Annotated in this window: 19 protein-coding genes; 5 read left to right on the top strand and 14 right to left on the bottom strand. The window is 29.7% G+C overall.

All coding sequences use genetic code 11. The annotated features are described in order from the left end of the window. Positions 1-195 precede the first annotated feature (195 nt). Positions 196-786 (top strand): glycerol-3-phosphate 1-O-acyltransferase PlsY, encoded by a 591-nt coding sequence (gene plsY, locus Q5O29_RS07580; RefSeq protein ID WP_022212358.1) that lies wholly within the window; start codon positions 196-198, stop codon positions 784-786. Positions 787-854: 68 nt separating this feature from the next. Here plsY and rbr read toward each other — a convergent pair whose 3' ends face one another. The 3 genes from rbr to pfkB all read right to left on the bottom strand — a co-directional run bounded on the left by rbr (position 855) and on the right by pfkB (position 4,435). Then, positions 855-1,442 carry a rubrerythrin gene (gene rbr / locus Q5O29_RS07575; protein ID WP_022212357.1) on the bottom strand — a complete coding sequence of 196 codons (588 nt, stop codon included), beginning with the start codon at positions 1,440-1,442 and terminating at the stop codon, positions 855-857. A 135-nt stretch (positions 1,443-1,577) separates the two neighbouring features. Beyond that, positions 1,578-3,518 carry a fructose-specific PTS transporter subunit EIIC gene (locus tag Q5O29_RS07570; protein WP_022212356.1) on the bottom strand — a complete coding sequence of 647 codons (1,941 nt, stop codon included), beginning with the start codon at positions 3,516-3,518 and terminating at the stop codon, positions 1,578-1,580. Positions 3,519-3,532: 14 nt separating this feature from the next. Then, positions 3,533-4,435, bottom strand: a complete 903-nt coding sequence (pfkB, locus tag Q5O29_RS07565) for a 1-phosphofructokinase (RefSeq protein ID WP_022212355.1) — start codon at positions 4,433-4,435, stop codon at positions 3,533-3,535. Positions 4,436-4,705: 270 nt separating this feature from the next. On the opposite strand from pfkB, the gene Q5O29_RS07560 reads away from it, so the two are divergent. Then, positions 4,706-4,975, top strand: coding sequence for a DUF1294 domain-containing protein (locus tag Q5O29_RS07560; RefSeq protein WP_022212354.1), 270 nt, complete (start codon positions 4,706-4,708; stop codon positions 4,973-4,975). 36 nt (positions 4,976-5,011) lie between these two features. On the opposite strand, the gene yjeM is transcribed toward Q5O29_RS07560, so the two are convergent. Then, entirely contained in the window at positions 5,012-6,517 is a 1,506-nt protein-coding gene (gene yjeM / locus Q5O29_RS07555; protein WP_022212353.1) for a glutamate/gamma-aminobutyrate family transporter YjeM, read from the bottom strand. A gap of 489 nt (positions 6,518-7,006) precedes the next feature. Beyond that, positions 7,007-8,854 carry a molecular chaperone HtpG gene (htpG, locus tag Q5O29_RS07550; RefSeq protein WP_186835290.1) on the bottom strand — a complete coding sequence of 616 codons (1,848 nt, stop codon included), beginning with the start codon at positions 8,852-8,854 and terminating at the stop codon, positions 7,007-7,009. Positions 8,855-9,509: 655 nt separating this feature from the next. Between htpG and Q5O29_RS07545 the strand changes: the two genes are divergently transcribed. Further along, a complete protein-coding gene (locus Q5O29_RS07545; RefSeq protein WP_022212351.1) occupies positions 9,510-9,932 on the top strand; it encodes a hypothetical protein in 423 nt (140 codons plus the stop codon). Positions 9,933-9,953: 21 nt separating this feature from the next. Here the strand turns inward: Q5O29_RS07545 and Q5O29_RS07540 are convergent, their stop codons facing one another. The 3 genes from Q5O29_RS07540 to glpK form a co-directional block, all read right to left on the bottom strand. After that, the gene (locus Q5O29_RS07540; protein ID WP_022212350.1) at positions 9,954-10,757 is read right to left on the bottom strand and encodes a class I SAM-dependent methyltransferase; all 804 of its coding nucleotides are present in this window, start codon (positions 10,755-10,757) and stop codon (positions 9,954-9,956) included. A 183-nt stretch (positions 10,758-10,940) separates the two neighbouring features. Next, positions 10,941-15,293, bottom strand: coding sequence for a PolC-type DNA polymerase III (locus Q5O29_RS07535; RefSeq protein ID WP_022212349.1), 4,353 nt, complete (start codon positions 15,291-15,293; stop codon positions 10,941-10,943). Between the two features lie 211 nt (positions 15,294-15,504). Beyond that, positions 15,505-17,004 (bottom strand): glycerol kinase GlpK, encoded by a 1,500-nt coding sequence (glpK, locus tag Q5O29_RS07530; RefSeq protein ID WP_022212348.1) that lies wholly within the window; start codon positions 17,002-17,004, stop codon positions 15,505-15,507. Positions 17,005-17,474: 470 nt separating this feature from the next. On the opposite strand from glpK, the gene Q5O29_RS07525 reads away from it, so the two are divergent. Next, positions 17,475-18,752 (top strand): dicarboxylate/amino acid:cation symporter, encoded by a 1,278-nt coding sequence (locus Q5O29_RS07525; RefSeq protein WP_022212347.1) that lies wholly within the window; start codon positions 17,475-17,477, stop codon positions 18,750-18,752. 49 nt (positions 18,753-18,801) lie between these two features. Here the strand turns inward: Q5O29_RS07525 and Q5O29_RS07520 are convergent, their stop codons facing one another. Further along, complete coding sequence (locus Q5O29_RS07520) at positions 18,802-19,176, bottom strand: zinc ribbon domain-containing protein (RefSeq protein WP_022212346.1); 375 nt, start codon at positions 19,174-19,176, stop codon at positions 18,802-18,804. A gap of 111 nt (positions 19,177-19,287) precedes the next feature. Here Q5O29_RS07520 and Q5O29_RS07515 point away from each other — a divergent pair, with 111 nt between their 5' ends. Beyond that, entirely contained in the window at positions 19,288-20,295 is a 1,008-nt protein-coding gene (locus Q5O29_RS07515; protein ID WP_022212345.1) for a PLP-dependent cysteine synthase family protein, read from the top strand. Positions 20,296-20,346: 51 nt separating this feature from the next. Here the strand turns inward: Q5O29_RS07515 and Q5O29_RS07510 are convergent, their stop codons facing one another. From Q5O29_RS07510 to rseP, 5 genes are all read right to left on the bottom strand, one after another. Next, a complete protein-coding gene (locus tag Q5O29_RS07510) occupies positions 20,347-21,246 on the bottom strand; it encodes an aminoglycoside phosphotransferase family protein (RefSeq protein ID WP_022212344.1) in 900 nt (299 codons plus the stop codon). 344 nt (positions 21,247-21,590) lie between these two features. Beyond that, the gene (gene fliB / locus Q5O29_RS07505; RefSeq protein WP_022212343.1) at positions 21,591-22,739 is read right to left on the bottom strand and encodes a flagellin lysine-N-methylase; all 1,149 of its coding nucleotides are present in this window, start codon (positions 22,737-22,739) and stop codon (positions 21,591-21,593) included. A gap of 175 nt (positions 22,740-22,914) precedes the next feature. Then, positions 22,915-23,877 (bottom strand): hypothetical protein, encoded by a 963-nt coding sequence (locus tag Q5O29_RS07500; protein ID WP_022212342.1) that lies wholly within the window; start codon positions 23,875-23,877, stop codon positions 22,915-22,917. Positions 23,878-24,015: 138 nt separating this feature from the next. Then, positions 24,016-25,065, bottom strand: a complete 1,050-nt coding sequence (gene ispG / locus Q5O29_RS07495; protein ID WP_022212341.1) for a flavodoxin-dependent (E)-4-hydroxy-3-methylbut-2-enyl-diphosphate synthase — start codon at positions 25,063-25,065, stop codon at positions 24,016-24,018. 15 nt (positions 25,066-25,080) lie between these two features. Then, positions 25,081-26,094 (bottom strand): RIP metalloprotease RseP, encoded by a 1,014-nt coding sequence (gene rseP / locus Q5O29_RS07490; protein WP_022212340.1) that lies wholly within the window; start codon positions 26,092-26,094, stop codon positions 25,081-25,083.

The following is a 26,094-nucleotide window of genomic DNA, read 5'->3' as shown; positions in this document are numbered from 1 at the left end:
TTTTTCTACCAAATGTCAACTTATTTTCGCATTTTATATGACATATTTCGCTTGTAGTATATTTCTTAACATAAATTTAATATTTATTTTAACAATACATAAGTAATACATATATCACTTTACAATAAATATCTCTTGCATAATTTTCAAATGTAAAATATTATAATGTATGTAATATATAAAAAGGAGATATTTATGTTAGCTTTATTGGTTATTTTTTCTTATCTAATGGGTTCTATACCTACAGGATATATAATAGTTAAAAAGAAATTTAACAAGGATATTAGGAAATTTGGTAGCGGAAACATAGGCGCTACTAATGTTGGAAGAATAGCAGGTAAAAAACTATCTAAAATCACAGCTATATGTGATATGCTTAAAGCAATAATACCTGTATTAGTAACATATTTATTCTTATATTTAGGACTTTTAAAAAGCAATAAAAGTATTGCTTTAGCTTTAGTAGCTATCTCAGCAATACTGGGACATAACTATACTTTATTTTTAAAATTCAAAGGTGGAAAAGGAGTTGCAACTTCTGCTGCTGCTTTTATGTTTATAGTACCAAAGGCCTTTATTGTAACAGCAATAGTATTCTTTGGACTAAAGTTATTTACAAAAGTAGTATCTATCCGTTCACTAATTGCTGGTGTTACATTATTTTTTACAACCTTACTTTTTGGTTATGATAAGTATTTAGTGTATGCAACATTATTTGCATGTCTTTTAGTATTTTGGAGACATAGAGCTAATATCAAAAGATTAATTGATGGTACTGAAAAATAGCTAGATAATCTAGCTATTTTTATTTTTACATAGATTAATCTATCATTTTAATCATTATTTACTGATTATTATTCAAATGGACTTTCTTCAAATTCAATAAAATAACCTTTAGGATAAGTACATACAGGACACGTATTAGGTGCTGACTTCCCCTCATATATATATCCGCAGTTTGTACACATCCAAATTGTTTCTTCTTCTCTATTATATAAAGTATCTTTTTCAATCATATCAGCATATTTACCAAATCTTTCGCCATGCTTCTTTTCAATTTCTGCAATATTGTTAAAAATGTTGCTTATTGCTATAAAACCTTCTTCTTTTGCCACTTTTGCAAAGTTGGGATAGACATCATCATATTCTTGAAATTCTCCATGTTCTGCAGCTCTTAAAAGCTTTGCTACATCATCATAATATGAAACCGGATATCCACCATCTATATTAATATTATCGCTGTTACAGCTCTTAAGTGCCCTATAAAACACTTCTGCATGAGCTTTCTCTTGATTAGCAGTATAAGTGAATAAATCCTTTATTATATACATTCCTTGCCTTTTTGCAGCTTCTCCAGCAATAGTATATCTATTTCTTGCTTGACTTTCACCTGCAAAAGCCCTCATTAAATTTATCTTTGTATTGCTATCCTTTAAATCCATAATATTCCTCCTAAAATAAAATCTAAATATATTATTAGAAGATTTGCTAAGTTTTATTCTTATTATTTTTAATAAATATTAAAATATATAAAAAAGACAGAAAATCCTTTTTATATTTTCTGTCTTTTTTATATATTATTTTACTTTTTCTTCAACTGTTTTTCTTAATATTCCAAGAAGTATAGCACCTACTATTGTTCCTATTACCACTGATAATAAATACATAAATGGTTCTCCTATTACAGGTAATACAAATATACCACCATGAGGAGCTCTAAGTGTACAATTAAAGAACATAGATAATGCTCCCGCTGTTGCTGAACCAATTACTGCTGAAGGTATAACTCTTAATGGATCTGCTGCTGCAAACGGTATTGCACCTTCTGTAATAAATGATAATCCCATTACAAAATTAGTTACCGCTGCCTCTCTATCTTTTTTAGTAAATTTATTTTTGAAAACTAATGATGCTACTGCAATTGCTAATGGTGGAACCATTCCTCCTGCCATAACTGCTGCCATAACTTCAAAGTTTCCTGATGCTAGTGACGCTGTACCAAAAACATATGCTGCTTTATTGAATGGTCCACCCATATCTACAGCCATCATACCAGCTACAACCATACCTAACATAACTCTGCTTGTTCCACCCATTGAGTTTAATACATTTGTTATGCCAGTATTAATTGTTCCAAAGAATGGATTTACAAATAATAAAATTGCACCAACTAAACCAATTCCTAATAAAGGATATAATAGTGTAGGTTTTAATCCTTCTAAAGATTGTGGTAAGAAACTTAATACTTTCTTAATTCCAAGTACAAGATATCCTGCTAAGAACCCTGCAAATAAAGCACCTAAAAACCCACCACTAACAACAGATATATTAGCATCAAATGCACTTGCTATAGTAATACCTGAATTTGCTAATGCTCCACCAACAAAACCAGCTGCTAGCCCTGGTCTATCTGCAATACTCATTGCTATATACCCTGCTAGAACAGGTAGCATAAAGTTAAATGCTGTCTCTCCTATTGTTTTAAGAACTGCTGCTAAAGGTGTATTTTTTCCAAAATTAGCTGGATTGATATTATAATCATCAAATAAGAATGCTAAAGCTATTAAGATACCTCCTCCAATAACAAATGGAAGCATATGTGAAACACCATTCATTAAATGTTTATAAATTTGACGTCCAAAGCTTTCTTTTTCCGCTGAAGCTTCATCTTCATCGCCACCACCAGCATGATGATAAATAGGCGCATCTCCTTTAGCAGCCCTACTTATTAGCTCCTCTGCTTTATGAATTCCATCAGCAACTTTAGTTTGAATTACTTTTTTACCATCAAATCTAGCCATATCAACTTTTTTATCTGCTGCCACAATGATAGCTTCACAATTTTCAATATCTTCTTTTGTTAAAACATTTTTAGCTCCACCAGAACCATTAGTTTCAACTTTTATAGATATACCCATTTCTTCAGCTTTACCATTTAAGCTTTCTGCTGCCATATATGTATGAGCAATACCAGTTGGACATGCTGTTACAGCTAATACTCTATAACCTGTTCTTACATCAGCATTAACTTCTGCTTCTCCCTCTTTCTCATCTGGGAATTTTTCTTTTTCTTTTTTATCAATAAGATTTAAAAACTCTTTTTTATCCTTTGCATTAATTAATGACTTTCTAAACTCTTCATCCATTAATATAGTTGAAAGCCTTGCTAATACCTCTAAGTGAACTTCATTTTCACCTTCTGGTGCTGCTATCATAAAAAATAAATGTGAAGGCATTCCATCAAGTGCATCATAATCAACACCTTCTTTGCTCACTGCTGCTGCCAGTGAAGCATTCTTTACAGCTTTAGTCTTACCATGAGGTATAGCAATACCATCACCAATTCCTGTAGTACTTAAATCTTCTCTAGCTAATATAGCCTCTTTATATCCATCTTTATCATTTAAGTTTCCTGTCTTATCCATTAATTCCACGAGCATATCAATAGCTTCTGCTTTATTTTTAGGAGCAAAGTTTAAATCTATTCCTTGCTCATGCAATAAATCAACGATTCTCATTTTCATATCTCCTTCTATAATTGTTTTAACAATTCTTCAACTTTATCTCTTGTTGCTAAACCTTCAGAAAATGCCGAAGCACTACCTGTAGCTACTCCTATTTTGAAAGCTTCCTTAATATTTTTATTTTCAGCTATACCAGCTAAAAATCCACCAACCATTGAGTCACCAGCTCCAACTGAATTAACTAGCGTTCCTTTCGGTGTATCACTGATAGTTATTTCACCATTTTCTTCAATTAATATTGCTCCATCACCAGCCATAGATATAATTACATTTCTTGCACCAATTTCTTGTAACTTTTTAGCATATGTTATTATTTCATCTTTACTATTTAGCTTTACATTGAACATTTCTCCAAGTTCATGATGATTAGGCTTAATTAAAAACGGCTTATATTTTAATACATTAAGTAGTAAATCTTTTGTTGCATCTACCACAAAATTTATTTCTTTATCTTTAAAGTCCTTCATGATAGTTTCATATATATCATCAGGAAGAGTATTTGGTATACTTCCAGCAAGAACAACAAAGTCTCCCGCTTTAAGAGCTTCAAGCTTTTCGTATAGCTTTTCTATATCATTTTTAGAAATATCTGGCCCCATACCATTAATTTCACTTTCTTCTTTGCTCTTTAATTTAACATTTATTCTTGACATTCCCTTTTCTAATCTTATGAATTCATTATCCACTCCATGATTTGCTACAAGCTTTTCAATTTCTTCTCCAGTAAATCCAGCAGTAAATCCTAACGCTCTGTTTTTAACTCCCAGGTTCTTTAATACAATTGATACATTTATACCTTTTCCACCTGGATAAATATCCTCCTTAGAAGTTCTATTTACATGCCCTACCTTAAAATCGTCAACTTTTACTATATAATCTAATGAAGGGTTTAATGTAATGGTATTAATCATTTTATTCACTCCTATTACCAACATTTGTTTAATCCTTTACATAGCTTCCAAAAAAACTTCTGTTAAGGTTTTATTTAATTAAATAATATGATACTTTACTTTCACTGTCAATACATTTCTTTCATTTTCTTTCACTTCATTTCACTTTCTTTCATAAAAATTCATTATAGCTTACTTAGTTTAATTTATTTTTAGTATGTACTTTTTTTTAATTGATTATTAATTTTCCTTAATCTAAAATTAAATAAATTGATGGAGATGATTTTATTTATGAAAATTCTTTTATTATATATATTATTTATAAATATCCTTTCATTTGCCTTAATGTTTATTGATAAAATAAAGGCTATTAGAAGGAAATGGCGTATTACAGAAAAAACTCTACTATCTGTATCATTTATTGGTGGATCTTTAGGTTCATATTTAGCAATGATATTTTTTAGACACAAAACTAATCATTTTAAATTTAAGTATGGATTACCATTAATGCTTATTTTACATTGTATTTTATTTTTTATATTAAATAATAAGATAGTATAAATCATCGCAATTTATACTATCTTATTGTATTTTAATCTATAACTTGTTTTTCTTCATTTTATTTTCATAAACATTAAATAAACTTAAGGCAACAACGCTAAATATAACTGGTCCAGCTATTTGTGCTATTGTATCAACATATTTACTTGCTTCTATGGCTGGTTGAATTATTGTAAATACATTAGCGAAACCAACAGTTATGATTACTATCACTGCACAGATAGTTGCAAAACTTTTACTCTTAAATATTATAAAAGGCTTATCTATATTATCATTTTTCTTAAATGCTATAAATGCTATAGCTAAGAAAATAGTTGGTATTGTCATTGCAACGTTACTCATTAAAATTAATAAATCAAGGAATGCCGCTGCAGTATCACCACCAAATGATGCTACTACTATTATAGCAACTACTATTAAACATTGTATCCATAAAGCCTTAACTGGCATATTGTTTTTATTAACTTTAGTCCAGCTTTCAGGCCATATTTCCTTTGGTGTTCCTTCTATTAATTGCTTTAATGGCGAATATATTAATGTAAAGAATGCACCTATTAAAGCAAGGAACATGGCAAGACCTATATATCTTGCAAACCAAGTACCCATTATTGCAGCACCTTTAGGTGAAAGTCCAAATACATTTCCAAGTTGAACTCCAAGATTCTTGATTACTACATATGAAACGTTAGCTCTACTTACTTCTGGTGAACTTAATATTTCTTGCCAATTTGTAAATAGACCTATCATAAGTATTCCTAATGAATATCCTATAGCTATTACTATAGCTGAAATCTTAATTCCTGTCGGGAATGTCTTTTCTGAATTCTCAGTTTGATCAACTAATCCACCAACAGCTTCTAACCCACCATATGCAAATATTGCATATACTAAGAATGAGAATATTGCTAATATAGATGTATATGATGGATTTGGGGAATTAAAGAAGGCTGAAAAGCTTATTGGTTCAGCAGCTTTAAATCCATTTCCTCCAAATACTATTAATGCACCTACTAAAAGAACTATGTTTGCACTTGTAACGAAAAATCCTCCAACAGAAGCAATTTTTGAAATGCTTTTCAAACCTTTTGTTGATAAATATGTAATTACTACTATTAACACTACACCTAGAATAGCTAATGTCTTAGGTGCATTTAAGCCAAATAATGACCACGTTGATGTAACATCTGATCCAAAAATTAAATTAGAAAGTGGAACCCAAATTGATGAAGATACACTTACCATCCATACTATGTATGAAGCAAACCACATGAACGTTCCAACGAAAGCAAATTTTGCTCCCACTGCTCTCTCCATCCAAGCATATATACCTTTTTCTTCTTTAAATGCTGCACCATATTCAGCCATCATGAATGCATATGGAATGAAAAATGCAATTGCACCAAATAAATACCATAGAATAGCAGAGTATCCCATTAAGTAAAACGCTCTTGGAATATTGTTAAATCCAAAAACTGATGTGAAAATCATTAAAATAAGCGCAACTAATGTTAATTTACTCATTTGTTTATTTTCTTTTCCCATAATTATCTCCTTTTCAAGAATATTTTAACAATCTTATCATTAGTGATAAAATCACACTCATCTATAATAACAAATATCTTTATTATAATCTATATTATTATTTTCATTTTTCCCTAAGTTATTATTTTTTTTCCTATATACTATCATTTTTTTCACTGTATATTTAATTATTATTTGTTTTTAAAACATTTTTATAATATCATAATATTTTTTAGATTAAAAAAATAACAGTGTTTAAATCTGTTTTTTCTATGAAGATAAGATGAACTTTCACTATTTATTATAACAAACTCACATTTTTAGTATAAAATACTTATCATATACAACTAGATTAAATTAAATTGGAGATTTTACATATGAATAATTTTAACTTAAACCAAAAACGTCAACAAATGTAAACTAAAAATAAACAAAAAAACATTAATTTTTCTTAATGATAATTACATATAAAAAAGCTATATCAACTTTGATACAGCTTTTTTCATATTCTTAATCTATCTTCATATTATTTGCAATAAGCTTGTTACTTCTTTTAATAAATTCAGAAATTTCTTCTGGGCTTAATCCCCCACTAGAAATCCTAGCTAAATCAAATATCTCATGGCAAATAAGATTTTTATTATCTTCATTTTCCATGGTTAATATATTTTTTATAATCTTGTTATTTCTATTTATAACTAAAGTTTTTTCTTCCTTAAACATGGCTGCCATATCCATGTTTCCATACATTCTGCTCATTTCAATCATTCTTCTTGATTGTTCTGAAACTGTAATAAGTGCTGTAATTTCTTCGTTCTTTAAAGATTCAACCTTAACTTCTTCTATTTTATCTTTTAATATTTCCTTAAATAATTCTTTAATTTTCTCATCATTATCATCACTATCTTCTGTATTTTTTAAGATATCACTTATATCAGAATCAATTCTTAAAAATGAAAGGTTTGGATTTTCTCTTTCTAATAGAGTTATAAAGTGGTTATCTATACTACAATTTAGAATAACTGCATTTAGATTATTTTCTTTAAATATATTTATATATTGACTTTGCTCATTTTCATTATTTACATAGTAAATCTTATTTTCATGAGTCTCTTTACATTGCTCCATATATTCTTTTAAAGTTAAATACTTACCATTTAAATCTTTAAATATAAGTATTTCCTTTATTTTTTCATAAAAGCTTTCATCTCTTAGACAGCCATACTTAATAAATATCTGTATATCATCCCAAAAGCTTTCATAATTTTCTCTTTGATTAGTAAATACATTTACCAGCTTATCTGAAACCTTCTTAACAATATGTTTAGAAATCTTAATTACATTTTTATCTTGTTGTAAAAAGCTTCTTGACACATTTAAAGGTAAGTCTGGACAATCTATTACTCCCTTTAGCAATAGTAAAAACTCCGGAATTACTTCTTTTATATTATCTGCTACATAAACTTGATTGTTATATAACTTTACTTCACCTTCAGTAACTTCTAGCTCATGTTTTAATTTAGGGAAGTATAATATACCTTTTAAATTAAATGGATAATCTACGTTAAGATGGATCCAAAACAACGGATCATTATAATCCTTAAATTCCTTCTTATAAAACTCCTTATATTCTTCATCGCTGCAATCCTTTGGCATTTTAGTCCAAAGTGGCTTTATTTCATTTATAGGAGTCTCTTTTTCCTCATCTTTCTTTTCTGCACATTCATCTTCAAAGAATATTTCCACTGGCATAAAAGAACAATATTTTTCTATTACAGATCTTACCTTATAATTATCTAAAAATTCACTACTTTCCTCATTTATATATAAGGTAATAGTAGTTCCCCTACTTTTCTGCTCATTTGAATCACCTATTTCGTACTCTGTTCCACCATCACAAATCCATTTAACAGCTTTTGCTCCTTCTTTATATGATAAAGTATCAATTTGCACCTTATCTGATACCATAAAAGCTGAATAAAATCCTAAACCAAAGTGTCCAATTATTTGTTTTCCTTCATCTTCACTTTCTTTATACTGCTTAACAAAATCCTCTGCTCCAGAAAATGCTACTTGTGTTATATATTTTTCTATTTCTTCTGCTGTCATTCCTATTCCATTGTCGCTAAAAGACAGAATTTTCTTATCTTTATTAACCTTTACTACTATTTTATAAGCATTATCTTCTTCAACTTTAGCTTCACCTAATGATGTTAGTCTTTTAAGCTTATGAACTGCATCACACCCATTACTAATCAATTCTCTCACAAAGATATCCTTATCTGAATATAGCCATTTTTTAATTATTGGAAAAATATTTTCTGTATGTATTGATATATTGCCTTTTTCCACGATAATATTACCTCCTATTCCTTTTATTGTATAATTTTAGTTTATATGCTTTTTTAAGTCAATTAGTTTCTTTTAATTTTTTATATATTTTTTGTTAAATTTCTTCAGAAAATATGTGGGGCTGTCGCAATAGCAAATAAAAAAATCCGTTAGCGATAGCTCCTTTTCTATACTTTTATAAAATTTAAGGCATATTTTATGATATGGATAGACATTATTTAAAAATAGAAGCACTTTAATAAAGCTAACAGAAAAAACTTGAAAAATTTAACTATTAAGCTTTTTTTATCTCAAACAAATGCTTACCAGTTCGGTTATATTGTATTTTATTATGTAACTTATTAACAAAAATGAGCTGTGCACTAATTATTTAGTGCGACAGCCCAATATTATCTATTTTATACCTATATACCCTAAAATATTAATACATTGTTTTTAAAAGGTACTGCAATGATATTTTGCAGTACCCCATATATAAAATCCAAGTTATTATAAGGTTCTACTCATAATAACTTGAAGCCTACACTCTTTATTATCTCTATAGTCATTTAATTTATACAGTAAATTCACAAAAACTTTACTTATTAAAACTTAAATATAATTGTTTTACCCCCTATCATATACTATAATGTAATTAAAATTACAAATGGAGTGATATTAAATGACTAATTATAATGATAGATATGGCTTTGATCTTCTTTCCATTTTTATGATCTTCATATCTTTAATATTAAATGTCTTTCCAATAACAAGAATTTTTTCTTTTATTCTACTAATTTTATCTTTTTATAGAGCATTTTCTAAAAAGTATTATAAGAGACGTCAGGAGTATAATGTATTTTATACATATTGTAATAAATTCTTAGCACTCTTTAAGAAGTCATTACCTGCAAATATTCCTAATTTTCACTTTGGCAATCTTTATCCATTAGTGGAAAGTGCTAAAAATTCTTTAAATGAAAAGCGTAACTATAAAATAACTAAATGCCCTAAATGTCACCAAAAACTTAGGCTTCCTAGAGGTAAAGGAAAAATTGTTGTTACTTGCAGAAGATGTTCAAACAAATTTGACTTTAAAACATAAAATATGAGATTTTGAAAAATCTCATATTTTTTTTACTCCTTTGGCAATTAAATTCAATAAAATGATTGTATAACTATTTTCAAATCTTCCATCTTTAACTTTCTGCATTACCTTCCCTACGGTAGGATTATATCTCATTAAAAGCTTTATTTGTTCATCATTAATTTTAGGTATTTTTAAAATATTTTTCATTCCTATAATATCACTATGAATGGTCACTGCTTCAAAATCCAAATCCTCATATCCACATATTCTTAGTATCTTAACTAACTTTCTTCCTATTTCTCTATTCCATCTAGCCCTCTTTTCTATTTCCTGAAAAAAGCTTCTGCCACTTTTGATTAAGAAAGAAGGATCACTTATTCCCATAAGTCCACTATCAGAATCTATAATAGCTATAATTCCTCCTGGCTTCAAAATACGATATATTTCTCTTACAGCTTCCACAGGTTTATCTAAATGTTGCAAAACAAACCTGCATATTACAAAATCATAAGTATTATCTTTTAGTCCAGTTTTATATATAGTTGTTTTTTCAAAGTCTACTCTATTTTTATAATAACTATTAGAAAGTCTATTTTGAGCAATCTTAAGGAGTTTATCATCTACATCTAATATAGTTACATTTGAATCTGGTAGATTTTCCAGAAGCTTTTCACTGTAAAACCCCGGTCCACCTCCCACATCCAATATATCCATTCCATTTTTCAGTCCAAGCCATTTTAATGTTCTAAATTCTTTTTCCCATCCTAACTTTACTTGTGCCTTTAATCTATCCACTTCATTATTGAAGCCAATCATATTATAAATAGAACTATATGTCACTATATACACCTCTAAATTACTTTTGCTATATTTTATGTTACAAAGATAAATTGGTTCATTTCTTCATTCCTTATCATATTGAAAATTTCTCCATAATGATATATTTTTTACATAAAAACTCATGTCCCATTAACTCTATTTGTCTTTTTGACAGTAGCTAGTTAATATTGACATGAGTTTTTATTAGAATAATGAAAGTTGGTTAGTTTCTGACATTCCTTTTAAGCATCCATGTACACTTAATGTTTCAATAACAGTCTTTGATACTTTAGACCTTATTCTTAAGTCTTCTTTAGAAATAAATTCCCCATCTTTTCTTGCTTCAAATATTGCTTTGGCTGCATTCACTCCAACTCCTTGCAGGGAGCTAAGGGGGGGTCTTAAAGCATTACCTACTATTTGAAATTTAGTTGCATCAGATTCATATAAATCAACTTTAAGCATTTCAAAACCTCTTTTATACATCTCAAATGATAATTCAAGAACTGTAATAAGACCTTTATCTTTTACCGTTGCACTATTTCCTAAAGCATATAATTCCTGTAATTTAGCATGTACTGCACTTTCGCCTTTACAAATAAGCTCTGCATCAAAATCATCTGCACCTCTTACCGTAAAATATGTTGCATAATATGCCAATGGATAATACACCTTGTAATAGGCAACTCTCACAGCCATCATGCAATATGCAACAGCATGCCCTTTAGGGAACATGTACTTAATTCTCTTACAAGATTCTATATACCAATCTTCAACTTTATTTTCTCTCATTATTTTTTCAAATTCTTCTGTTAACCCTTTACCCTTTCTTACACTTTCCATAATAGTAAAGGCTGTTTTAGGCGGTACACCTTTATACATAAGGTACACCATAATATCATCTCTTGTGGCTATACAATCTCTTAAGGTAGTATATCCTTCCTTAATAAAGTATTGTGCATTATTAAGCCATACATCTGTACCATGAGAAAGTCCTGAAATTCTCACTAAGTCAGAAAATGTTTTAGGCTGTGTATCAACAAGCATCTGCCTTACGAACTTAGTTCCAAATTCCGGTAGCCCATAGGAACCTACTTCACATTCAAGTTCCTCTTTGGTAACTCCTAGAGCATCAGGTCTGGTAAATAATGATAATACTTTCTCATCATTCAACGGTATTGTTTTAGGATCTATTCCAGTTATATCTTGTAGCATCCTTAATACCGTTGGATCGTCGTGTCCTAGTATATCAAGCTTAAGAAGTCTTCCTGAAATTGAGTGGTAATCAAAATGGGTTGTTGTTACATCTGATGTGTTATCATCTGCTGGTCTTTGTATAGGCGTAAAATTATATACATCTGTATAATTTGGTACAACCATTATTCCACCTGGATGCTGTCCTGTAGTTCTTTTTATTCCAGTACATCCAATAGTTAACCTTTCAATTTCTGCTTGTGAAGCAATCTCACCTTTTTGATCTAAATACTTTTTAACAAATCCATAGGCAGTCTTTTCTGCCACTGTACCTATTGTACCTGCTTTAAATACATATCCCTTACCAAAAAGAACTTCTGTATACTTATGTATATCAGCTTGGTTATCCCCTGAGAAATTTAAATCTATATCTGGTTCCTTATCTCCTTCAAATCCTAAGAAAGTTTCAAATGGTATATCATGACCATCTTTAATATATGGTACTCCACAATTTGGGCAATCCTTATCTGGTAAATCAGCCCCTGAACTCACTGATCCATCTAAGAAGAATTGTGACTTCTTACATTTTGGACACACATAATGTGGTGGAAGCCCATTAACTTCTGTAATATCTGACATTGTTGCAACAAAAGAAGATCCAACAGATCCTCTAGAACCTACTAGATATCCATCTGCATATGATTTAGCCACCAGTTTTTGTGCTATAAGATAAAGAACTGCGTATCCATTATTTATGATAGAGTTTAGCTCTTTATCAAGTCTCTTCTGCACTACTTCTGGTAGGTTTTCTCCGTATATTGAATGAACCTTATTCATGGTCATATTCCTTATATCGTCATCAGCCCCTTCAATCTTAGGTGGATATGTCTCATCAGGAATAGGTTTTAATATATCAACTGAAGCTGCAATTTCCTGTGGATTTTTTATAACAACTTCCTTTGCAATATCTTCACCTAAATAAGAGAATTCTTTTAACATTTCTTCTGTAGTTTTAAAGTATAAAGGTGGTTGATTTTCTGCATCTCCAAATCCTTGCCCAGCCATTATAATCCTTCTAAATGCTTCATCCTGTGGCTCTAAAAAATGTACATCTCCTGTAGCTACTGTTGGCTTGTTAACTTCCTTGGCTAAATTATAAATCTTCCTATTTATATCCTTAAGCTCATCTTCATCTTTTACATTTCCCTTTTCTATAAGATAAGCATTATTTTCAACTGGCTGAATTTCAACATAATCGTAAAAGCTCATTATCTCTTTTACTTCTTCATCATTTTTACCACCAAGTACAGCTCTATAAATTTCACCTGCTTCACATGCACCACCAATAATTAGCCCACCTCTCATTTCAGCAAGCCTTGATTTTTTAGTTCTAGGTCGTCTAAAGAAATTATCTATATGAGCCTCTGACACAAGCTTATATAAATTTCTTATACCTTCCTGAGTCTTTGCTAAAATTATAATATGATATGTTGGAAGTTTCTTAATATCAACCTTTTCTAAGAAAATCTTATTAAGTTCACTTAAGTCTGAAACTTCATATTCTTCTTTAATCTTCTTAATACACTCTACAAATATATCACCTGTTGCTTTAGCATCGTCTACAGCCCTATGGTGGCTTGTAAGCTTTATACCTAAATGTTTAGCCACTAAATTAAGCTTAACTGATTTTAATTCAGGATATAAAAATCTACATATCTGTACAGTATCAAGAATAGTAGCATTGAAATGTAAATCTAAATCTTTGCAATTTTTTTCAATAAAGCTACAGTCAAAGCTGGCATTATGTGCTACTACTGCTGCATCTCCTATAAAATCCATAAATCTTGGTAGTACAAAGTCTATTGAATCTGAATATCTTACCATATCATCACTTATCCCTGTAAGTTCTGTTATCTTATAAGGAATTGGTCTTCTAGGATTGACAAACTCACTGAAGCTATCGATTATTTTCCCATTTTTAACCTTTACCGCTCCTATTTCAATAATTTTATCATTCTTTGGTGAAAAACCAGTTGTTTCTAAGTCAAAAACCACATATGTGTCATCTAAATTTTGACCTTTTTCATTAATTGCTAAAGGAATACCATCATCAACTAAATATCCTTCCACACCATAAAGAACTTTAATTTTATTTTTCTTTGCGGCAATTTGTGCATCTGGAAAAGCTTGAACAACCCCATGGTCAGTAATAGCTATAGCAGGGTGTCCCCACTTAGCAGCTCTTTCAATGATTTTCCCAACTGGAGTAGTCCCATCCATGGCACTCAGGGTAGTATGACAATGTAGTTCAACTCTTTTCTCTGTTGCCCCATCCATTCTCTCTAACTTTTTCATTCTTAAAATATCACGTCCCATGATAACAACTTCTCTAGCATATGTATCATATACTGCTTCCCCTCTTACCTTACAATAAAGCCCCGTTTTAATATTATCAAGAACCTCACCTTTTTCCTGCGGCTTTAAGAAGCATTTTACTGTAATTGAATCAGTATAGTCTGTAATAAAGAATGTTAGTATTATCTTTCCAGTCTTAGTTTCCATAGTATCAACCTTGAATACCTCTCCTAAAACTGCCACATATCCAGAAGTTTCATTAACCTCTTTAATTGGTATTGCTTCAATAGATATATTTCTTCCATAAATAGAGTTTTCACTCTTAGGTTCTCTTTTATATGTATTTTCCTTCTTTTCATATGGCTTCTTCTCGGTAGATTTCTTTTCTTGTGCCTTGCCACTTTCTTTGTAGCTACTTCCTGCTTTTTGTATTTCTAAAGATTTGGCTTGCAGCACCTTATTTAAAAGAGCTCTTTCATTCTTTTCTTTTTCAGCATAATCTATAATTACTTCCATAGATGGATCAAATCTTATTTCCACCTTACATTTTAGACCAAATATAGCTTCAATGGTACCTTCAATAGATTTATCGCCATATTTTGACTTTAAATGTTCAGTTACTTTGTCATATCCATTTAATACAATTACCTTATTTCCTTCAACAACTCTTTTACTACTTAAAAGCAATGTCTTACATAATGGAGTTTTCTTTATGGTATCTGAAATACATTCAAACCAATGACTTTCTACCACTTCTTCTAAAGAAATATTTGAAGCATCTTTATAAAATAGAATTTCTATAGTTATCCTAATCATTAAGGTCTTGCATATTATCTTCTTTATTAATTCCTCTTCTTCTATGGCTAATCTTTCTTTTCCTCTTAAAATTACTTTTAAAATATTACTCTTTTTTAAAAGCTGAAATCTTATTATATTTAACTCTTTATCTTCTAAGCTTTCATGTTTATTAATTTCAAGGGTAATTTTCTTTAAGATATCTTCGCTCATTAAAATCACCTCATCTTTATAAAATTAACTATAACATTATAACACAATTATAATATTTAAAAAGGGACTTTTTTTACAGCCACTTTATTAATATTGAATACTACATATATAGTATATTGAGACTTTATTTTTAGTATCTTTTCAAAAATTTACTCTTGCTAATTAATCCTATTAAAATACATATATCCCCTCTTTTATTTTCTATTATTTTTTAATCTTCTTCCCATGCCATAGCTCTTGTTACTGCTTTCTTCCATCCTCTATAAAGCTTTTCTTTCTTATCTTCATCATATTGTGGCTCATACGCTTGGCTTACACACCATTTTGTAGTTATCTCTTCTTTTGATTTCCAGAAGCCAACAGCTAATCCTGCAAGATATGCTGCCCCTAATGCGGTTGTTTCTGTAATTATTGGTCTAATTACCTTTGTTCCAGTTATATCAGCTTGGAACTGCATTAAGAAATTATTTCTACTAGCTCCTCCATCAACCTTAATACTATTAAGTCTACAACCTGAATCCTCTTCCATTGCATCCATAAGATCTCTTGATTGATAAGCAATGGACTCTAATGCAGCTCTTATTATATGATTTCTATTAGCACCTCTTGTAAGTCCTAATATAGTTCCTCTTGCATACATATCCCAATAAGGAGCTCCAAGTCCTGTAAAGGCAGGTACTATATATACTCCACCGTTATCTTTTACTTTACCTGCAAAGTATTCTGTATCAGCAGCATCATTCACTAGCTCTAACTCATCTCTAATCCATTGAATTACAGCTCCACCAACAAATACGGAACCTTCTAGAGCATATTGAACTTTACCATCTATGCCAACGGCAATGGTGGTTAATAGGCCATTTTTACTTTCAATCATTTTTTCTCCAGTATTCATTAAAAGGAAACATCCTGTTCCATATGTGTTTTTTACATCTCCAGCTTTAAAGCAAGTTTGTCCAAACAGTGCACATTGCTGGTCTCCAGCCATTCCAGAGATAGGTACTCTTATACCACCTTTTCCTCCTAGATTGGTATATCCATAAACCTCAGAAGAATTTCTCACTTCTGGAAGCATAGACATCGGAATACCTAATCTTCCGATAATCTTCTCATCCCATCTAAGTTCTTTGATATTATATAACATTGTCCTAGATGCATTTGTATAATCTGTAACATGTACTTTTCCATTAGTTAATTTCCAAACAATCCATGTATCTACAGTTCCAAAAAGTAATTCTCCTTTTTCAGCTTTCTCTCTAGCTCCCTCCACATTATCTAAAATCCATTTTATTTTTGTTGCTGAGAAATAAGCATCTAATAATAACCCTGTACTTTCTTTTACATATTTAGCAAACTCTTTATCCTTCTTTAATTCATCAACAATTGCAGCAGTCCTTCTACATTGCCATACTATGGCATTATATACAGGTTCTCCAGTATATTTATCCCATACAATAGTTGTTTCTCTCTGATTGGTAATACCAATTGCTGCTATTTCTTCTTGAGTTATATTAGATTTAGCCAGCACTTCTTGTAAAACACCATATTGACTGGACCATATTTCCATTGGATTATGCTCCACCCATCCTTCATGAGGATAAATTTGTGTAAATTCCTTTTGACTTATATCTAATATATTTTGATCCTTATCAAAAATAATAGCTCTTGAACTTGTGGTTCCTTGATCTAATGCAATAACATACTTTTTCATTTTTTATACCAATCCTTTCAAAATATATATTAAATAAAAATAACCACATAAAACATATTGATTGCATAAATGCATATGTTTTATGTAGTAACTCTCACTTTCTGTTATTACCTACATAAATAGAAATTTTAAAACTCTAAATGCAACTTAGTAATCGTTTACAGTTATATTTTTAGTATTACAAATATCATAACTCTTGTCAACTTGCTTCTCTCATTTATATATACTATACAGTCTCAATCTTTGCTGATATTTAACTTTTTTAATCGCAAAAAACGAAAGTTATTTTTTGTAAATATTTATATTTGTTTTTCAAATTAACAGCTCTAAAGCTTTACATATCAAGATCAATATAGATTTTTTCTTATTTCCACTATTGTCATTTTCTTCTTTTTATGGTATAAATATATTTATATTTTGCAAGTTATATTTTCGAAAATTGCATTTTATAAAAACAAAGGGGGATACTTATGAGAAAAAAATTAAATTTGACAGCGAAAATTTTTATATGCTTAATTCTTGGAGCCATTACAGGTATTATTTTATACCAATTACCTAGTGGATACATTAAGGATGATTTTATTATTAATGGTGTTTTTAAAGTTATAGGTAAGGGATTTGTTCGAGCAATGCAAATGCTAGTTGTACCTTTAGTATTTTGTTCACTTGTTTGCGGTAGTATGTCTATTGGAGATACTAAGAAACTAGGTAAAGTAGGTGCTAGAACCATAGCTTTCTATATTGCAACTACAGCCATAGCAATAACTCTTTCCATTGGTATAGGAAAATTACTTAATCCTGGTTTAGGTCTTGATTTATCTACTATGGAAATTGCTGAAACAACTATAGCAGAAAGTACAGCAGTTTCTGATGTAATATTAAATATAATTCCAACTAATCCTATAAATTCATTAGCTGAAGGAAATATGCTTCAAATAATAGTATTTGCTCTTTTAATTGGCCTTATTTTAGCACAATTGAAGGATAAAGCTGAAACAGTTGGTAAGTTTTTTACACAATTTAATGATATTATGATGAAGATGACAACAATAGTTATGAAGGCTGCTCCAATAGGTGTATTTTGCCTTATAGCCACAACTTTTTCAACTATGGGATGGAATGCTTTTGCTCCACTTTTAAAATATATATTTGCAGTATTTTTAGCATTAGCTATTCATTGCTTAGTAACATATATGCTTATGCTTAAAGGCTTTACAAAACTAAGCCCAATAAAATTCTTAAGCAAATTTGCTCCTGTTATGAGCTTTGCATTTTCTACAGCATCATCTAATGCTTCAATTCCTTTATCCATTGAAACATTAGATGAAAAATTAGGTGTTTCTGAAAACATATCATCTTTTACTGTACCACTTGGTGCAACTATTAACATGGATGGGACTGCTATAATGCAAGGTGTAGCTGTAGTATTTGTTGCTCAAGCTTTTGGTATCAACCTAGGATTAAATGATTACCTTACTGTAATACTTACAGCAACACTTGCTTCCATAGGTACTGCTGGTGTTCCTGGCGTTGGTATGATCACTCTATCAATGGTCTTTAATTCTATAGGACTACCTGTTGAAGGAATAGGTCTTATAATGGGAATTGATAGAATATTAGATATGTGTCGTACTGCTGTCAATGTTACAGGTGATGCAGTATGTACAACAATAATTGCTAAACAATACGGTGAACTAGATGAAAGTATCTTTAATGACAATCTTAATACAGCAATTTTAAATGATTAATTAAGAAAAGGGCAATTTATAATGCCCTTTTATTTTCTATTACAATATTTTATTTAATTCTATTACCGCAATATGGACAATAACTATATTGTGAATCAACCTCTCTTCCACAGCCTGGGCATATTTTTTCCCTCCATGTATTTTCCTCTTCTTTTAAATCCCAATAATTTATTTCTATATCATTGTCATGCTCAATACTTTTTCCCTTTTCCTTAGAAACTTTAAATACACAGCTACAATTCTCACAAATAAGGTAGTATTCTTCACGCCACTTAAATATAGGTATAAAGAAAAAATGAAAATAATCATATTGCTTTACCAATTTACCTGTAACATTTTGTAAACATCTTTTACATGTAAGATTATTTATTTCTTTTATTATCTTTTCCCTATGTTCTATGCCAAAAATCCCTATAAAAAACATAGTTTCCTCCTTTTATAATATTAATAAATTTGTTTTATAAGCATTAATATTTTCTATTATACATATGCATATATTTATTATAGTAGATTATTTAAAATAAAGGAGTTTTTTATGCAATCTATCTTAAATAAAATTAGCAATCTAGAAAAACTTATAGGCAACACTCCACTAATTGAAATTACCTTTAAATATAAAGATAGACCTTTAAAGATTTATTCTAAAATTGAATATTACAATTATACTGGAAGTATTAAAGATAGAGTTGCCTTATATATAATAAAAAAAGCTTATTTAGCTGGTAAAATTAAAGAAAAAGATATTGTTGCAGAAGCTACCAGTGGTAATACAGGCATATCCTTTGCAGCCATTTGTACCTATCTAAATCATGATGTCCATATTTATATGCCTGATTGGCTCAGCACTGAACGAATAAAATTATTAGAAAGCTTCAATGCAACCTTACATTTAGTTTCCAAGGAAGATGGAGGATTTCTAAAATGTATTTCATTAATTGAACAGTGTAGCAAACTTTGTTCTGATATATTTCTTCCAAGCCAATTTACCAACGTAGATAATATTTATGCTCATTACTACTCAACTGGTCCTGAAATCTATTCTTCCTTAAGAAAAAGACATATCATTCCATCTATCTTTGTTGCTGGTGTTGGTACAGGTGGTACTGTTATGGGAATAGGTAAATACTTAAAAGAAAAAAATAAAAACATTAGAATTTATCCTCTAGAGCCAGCTAATTCTCCAACACTATCAACAGGAACACACATAAGTGACCATAGGATTCAAGGTATATCTGACGAATTTGTTCCACCAATTTTAGATTTTGCCTCTTTAAATGAAATTATAAGTGTTGATGATGGCGATTCAATAATAATGGCTCAAAAACTTTCTAAAGTTCTTGGTCTTGGTGTAGGTATTTCCTCTGGTGCTAACTTTTTAGGTGCTGTTAAGTCCTTAGAAATGAATAATTTTAAAGGAGCAGCTATTACCGTTTTTCCTGATGATAATAAAAAATATGTTTCTACAGATTTAATGAAAAAAGAACCTGTTAAAGAAAACTTTATTTCTTCAGATATTGAATTATTGCATTTTCGCATATTATAATCACCATAAAATAATATAAAAAATATAGGCAGTTTTTTAAACTGCCTATTCTTAATTATTCACCCAACAAGGAGAATCAAAAGATGATTTTGTAAAATCATTATAAACCATTTTCTTTCTCTTTATCATTGCTTCAACTTCTTCATTTGAACAATTTTCAGCCCATAAAATTGAATATAGGCTTGAATATGCTAGATAAAGCTTTAATCTCTGCCAGAAATCTACTGGGATATACTCTTCAAAATAGCCTTTAAGTTGGCCTTTTGCAAATTCAATACTTTCTCCCCTGGTAAAAGCACACATGGGGATAAAATCCTTATATATATCTTCATAATTAAATCTATTAAAATCAATAATGTATATATTATTATTAATTATCATATTGCCTAAATGATAATCACCATGACATAGAGCTATTTTGGCTGAATTTAAAATTTCAATATTTTCTTTAATATATTTTATAAGTCCTTGGTCTTCATAGCTATAATATATTGAATTTTCATAAGCCTTTGTTCTTTCTATTATTCTTTCTTTTTGCATCTCTATAATTCTCTTAGCATCAGTTATTTTCTCAGCTTCATGTATCTTCTTTAAAGTTTTTCCTACCTCTATTCCAAGGTTAAACTGTTCTTCCTTTGAGTATCTACCTATAGATTCTAATGCATCTTCTCCTTCTATAAAGGTATATAGCTGCAATATCTTATTTCCACTAATTTTTAAATCAATAAACTTTGGTGTATTTTGGCATACTCTTGAAATTGTTCTGATAATTTCACTTTCTTTTAATTTTTCATCAAATTTTGATATTTCTGAAATCCTCAGCAATAATTTTTTATTATCACTTGTGTATATAATATATTTCCTATCATTTGACCATCCTTTTTCTAAAGGTTCCATTTTTCTAAATAAATGTGAATTTTTCAAAATATTAAAGTCTATTAAACTTTCCATTTTAAACCCTTAATTTCTTTATTCACTCCTTATTTTCAACTAACTTAAATAAAGAAATTGTAAAATTCCTTTTATTATTTAAAGCTTTCATTAAGTATAATTCTTATTTCTTTTAAATAAACATATCTAACTTATTATTAATATTTTATTCTTCTTTTAGGATAATCGTTAATACTATAGGAAAAAATAAAGAGAAGTAATGATTTTAAATATATTTGTTCTTTTTAATCTCTTAAACACCATTATTTTTTCTTCCTTTATAACTCTATGCATTTCTTTACTTGTACATTACTATTGCTTTTAATTTAAGTAAAATCAGCATAAAAAAACAATGCTGATTAATATTAAGCTTTATAATTTATTATTTTATTTAAAACTTTATTATGTTCTAAGTCCTTGCTAATGGCCTGTATGACACTAACAACATCTTCTGCCATAATCCTTTCTTTGCTCTTATATATTCTTCCCTTCAGATATTCCTTTATAAGCTTATATGTATTAATTAGTACGTTGACACTTGCCATCATATCTTCTCCCTTATTAAAAGGAATTAAATCTTTAAATATCTGATTTACCAAATAGTTTTCTACTATATAATCATTTTCTTTTAATATTGCATCTACTTTTTCAGATAAATCCCTAAATGCCTCTTCCTCAATATTTAATAATATATTGTTTTTATAGTCCTCTGCATATTTTTTCAACCTAGGGCTTCTAATCATAGCAATTAAATTATCATCTCCAATAGTAAAACTAAACTTCTTATCTGCTTTGATGCTTTCTTGTAGATACTTTTGATAGTTTAAAGTTCCATTGGTAGACTCATCAAAAATATCTTCAATACTCTCAAAGTCATCTTCCAATCTTAACTTTTCTATTTCACCATAAAAGCCTTTTAATATATTTAATCTTTCCTCTATAGAATATTCTCTGCATTGAATTATATTTATTGATGATATCCTCATTTCCCAGAAGTATTGAATCATGCTCTCTGTTCCTGCAAAGGCTTCTGTATCAATTATCCTTCTAATTTCAATATTATCTTCATCTAAGTTTTCATCCACTTCAATAAACTCCATCTTTTCTTTACTCATTAAGGCTAAACGGCATATTTCTTCACAAGAAGCCAAGGCACTTTTTTCATAAATTCCATCAACAATATTAAAAATTCTCGGATAGCTTTTACAAGTTATACATAAATTCTCTTCACCTACACCTCCATGAATATCACATAACATATTCTCATTTAAAAATGGACACATACTACCATCCTTTAATATCATATATCCAGCATTAAAGAAATCATCATTTGTATCACCAACTAAAAATTTACCATCAACTAATCTTTTTAAAACGCCTGTACTATTTTTATATCTCTCTAAACTATTTTCATCTATATTGATATCCCATCCAGCACAACATGTATCCGTACATTCTGATCCGATACATTTAAATTTCCCCATATATTTAGGTATAAAAGTATTAACTATCATATTTACTCCACTCTCTTTTGTTAAACTCATTTCAACTATCTATTATATCACTTCTCTTAAGCTTTTCCTCTAAAATATTTATAAACAATATAAGTCTTATCTGGAAAATAAAAAAATATCATATACAATGAATTTATAAATAAAAGCCTGGCTAAAATACGCCAAGCTTTTATTACTATTTTATCAAATAAATAACGCAAAATGAGATTATTATTTGTATTATTGCAAATCTAAAAACTACCTGTGTATTTGACCAGTCATTTCTCTTACGTACCTGGTCATGTATTGGAGTTCTTATATTATTTAATATTTCAATTTTTAAAAATCTTCTAAATGATATTTTAATTAGCCCTAATCCTCCATCGATTATAAGCATTAAAGCCACTGGAATATATAATAGAGGACTTCCTGTTTTAAGTATTGCAATACTAATAAATATACCTAATGCACGAGAACCAGCATCACCCATCATTAGCTTACTAGGTGTAGCGTTAAACCAAAGATATGCAAGTACGCAAACTATTAGAATCAATGTAATGTAATTAATAGCTGAATTTGTTCCTTTAACACTCTCTAATAAATAAATAGTGAATAAAGTAATAACTGATAAAGTTCCTGATAATCCATCTACACCATCAGTACAATTGGTTACATTTATAGATACCCACACAAGTATAACTGCTAATATAAAGAATACTATTGGATTTAAAACAATACTTTCACCTAAAATATTAATAAATATTTCACTTCCATTAAATGCTAAGTAAGTTCCAGCAACTAAACATGCAATTAATAAATCTAATGCTCCTTTTTTAAACTCTCCCCAAGGATTTTTTGATGCATCGTCCAAATATCCAGTTAACATAGAAGCTATGGTAAGCACAAGGTATATCAAAATTTCCCAATTAAGCTTTCCAAATAGCATAGCTACTATACCAAAAGCCAAGATAAATATAAGTCCTGCACCTCTTGGTTTTCCTGCTGATTTCTTTCCATCATGTGCAAATTCTCTTCCTGCATCTTTAGGAAGCATGCTACTTAAATACTTTAATGCTAGGAACGTTCCAAAAAAGGCACATAATATACCTATTATCTGTACAAATTTATTATCTGTACATCCTGCAATTAAATTAATCATAACAATTTCACCTATTTCTTTCGCTATTTTATTAACAAAGTAATTTTACATTCAATATATATGTAAGTCAACATAATTTAGCTTATTACTGTCATTATTTATAGAAAAAAGGCATATTGTCATATATGCCTCTTCTTTCTATAAATTTTCTATTTCCTTAAGCAACTCTTCAACAAGATCCTCTTCTTTAACTTTTCTTAGGATTTCTCCCTTTTTAAAGATTAATCCAACTCCATTGCCTCCAGCTATACCAATATCTGCTTCTCTAGCTTCTCCAGGTCCATTTACAACACATCCCATTACAGCAACCTTTATATTCTTATTGCAATTCTCTAAACGCTTTTCCACTTCTTCTGCAATTTTAATAAGGTTTATTTGTGTTCTTCCACATGTAGGACATGAAACAAACTGCATTCCTTGCTTTCTTAAGCCCAATGCAATAAGCATTTCCTTTGCAACCTTTATTTCTTCAATTGGATCACTGGTAAGTGATACCCTTATGGTATCACCTATTCCTTCTGCCAATAAAGTACCTATACCTAATGTTGATTTAATGGTACCTCTGAAAACAGTTCCTGATTCAGTAACTCCTAAATGAAGAGGATAATCACATTTTTCACTCATAAGTCTATATGCTTTTATCATCATTGGGACATCTGAAGATTTTATTGAAATTACTATATCGTAAAATCCTACTTCTTCAAGAATCTTAACATGATTCATAGCAGATTCAACTAATCCTTCTGCTGTTGGCTTTCCATCACGTTCTAAGATTTCTTTTTCTAAAGAACCAGAATTTACTCCAATTCTAATAGGTATATTTCTTTCTTTTGCTGCTTTAGCAACAATCTTCACTCTGTCAATACTTCCTATATTTCCTGGATTTAATCTTAAAGCTGATACACCATTTTCTATAGCCTTTAATGCTAATCTATAATCAAAATGGATATCTGCCACCACTGGCATTGGTGAGTATTTACAAATTTCTTTTAAAGCTTCAGCTGCTTCCATATCTGGTACTGCACATCTTATTATTTCACATCCTGCAATATGCAGTTCTCTTATTTGATTTAATGTTGCTTCAACATCTCTTGTATCTGTATTAGTCATAGATTGAATTGATACCTTGGCATCTCCACCAAGTAAAACTCCTCCAACCTTCACTTGTCTTGTCTTTTTTCTTTCCATTTTAATTATCCTTTCCTAAAGCTTAACTGGGAAAATAATATCTTTCAGTGTAACTACAACCATTAATCCCATAAGTATCATAAATCCTACATAATTGATAACCCCTACAACTTTATCTGGTACTTTTCTTCTTGTTATTAATTCAATAAATAATATTATAGCCCAACCGCCATCAAGTGCTGGGAATGGTAATAAATTAAATACTGCTAAGTTAATGCTTATTACACCTAAGAAATAAGCTAATGTCTGAATACCACTTTTTGCTGCTTCACCAGACATTCTTATGATAGTAACTGGTCCACCTACATCAGTTTTTAAATTTAACTTACCAGTAACTAATAGCTTTAAGCTTTTATAAGTTTGCTTTACCATAGTTATTGTATAATTATAAGTGTATTTTAAACTTTCACCTATAGTTGGATTAGTTACTCTTTCGTAATAAAATCCCATTAAATATGATCCTCTAGCTTCATCAAGCTTAGGAGTTACATTTAAATCTAATTTCTTTCCATCTCTATTAACTACTAAATCTAGAGATTTTCCTTTACTTAATTGAACTTCTAAAAGAATGTCATCAGTCGTTCTAACATTTACTCCATTAATTTTTGTTATGATGTCTCCCTTTTGAAGACCTACTTCTTGTGCTGGAGAATTATCCATAACACTATCTACAACATTTTTAGAAAATCCAACATTACTAAAGTATAAAGCAAATATAAGTATGGCAAAAACCACATTCATAAATGCACCTGCAAGAATTACTGAAATTCTTCTAAGAGGTGACTTGCTGGAAAAACTTCTCTCATCTTCTACAGCTTCCTCTTCTCCCATCATTTTTACATATCCTCCAATAGGAAGAAGCCTTAATGAATATTGAGTTTCTTTTCCCTTATGTGAAAAAACTTCTGGTCCCATTCCTATTGAAAATTCTTCAACTTTAATTCCATTGGCTTTAGCCATAATAAAATGTCCTAGTTCATGAACTATTACAAGTAAGCTAAATCCTAAAATAGCCATTATAATATACAA

It is taken from the genome of Clostridium sp. CAG:265 (assembly GCF_000436575.1).
Lineage (GTDB): Bacteria > Bacillota > Clostridia > Clostridiales > Clostridiaceae > Clostridium > Clostridium lentum.
This window is presented reverse-complemented; position numbering and strand designations above follow the sequence as displayed.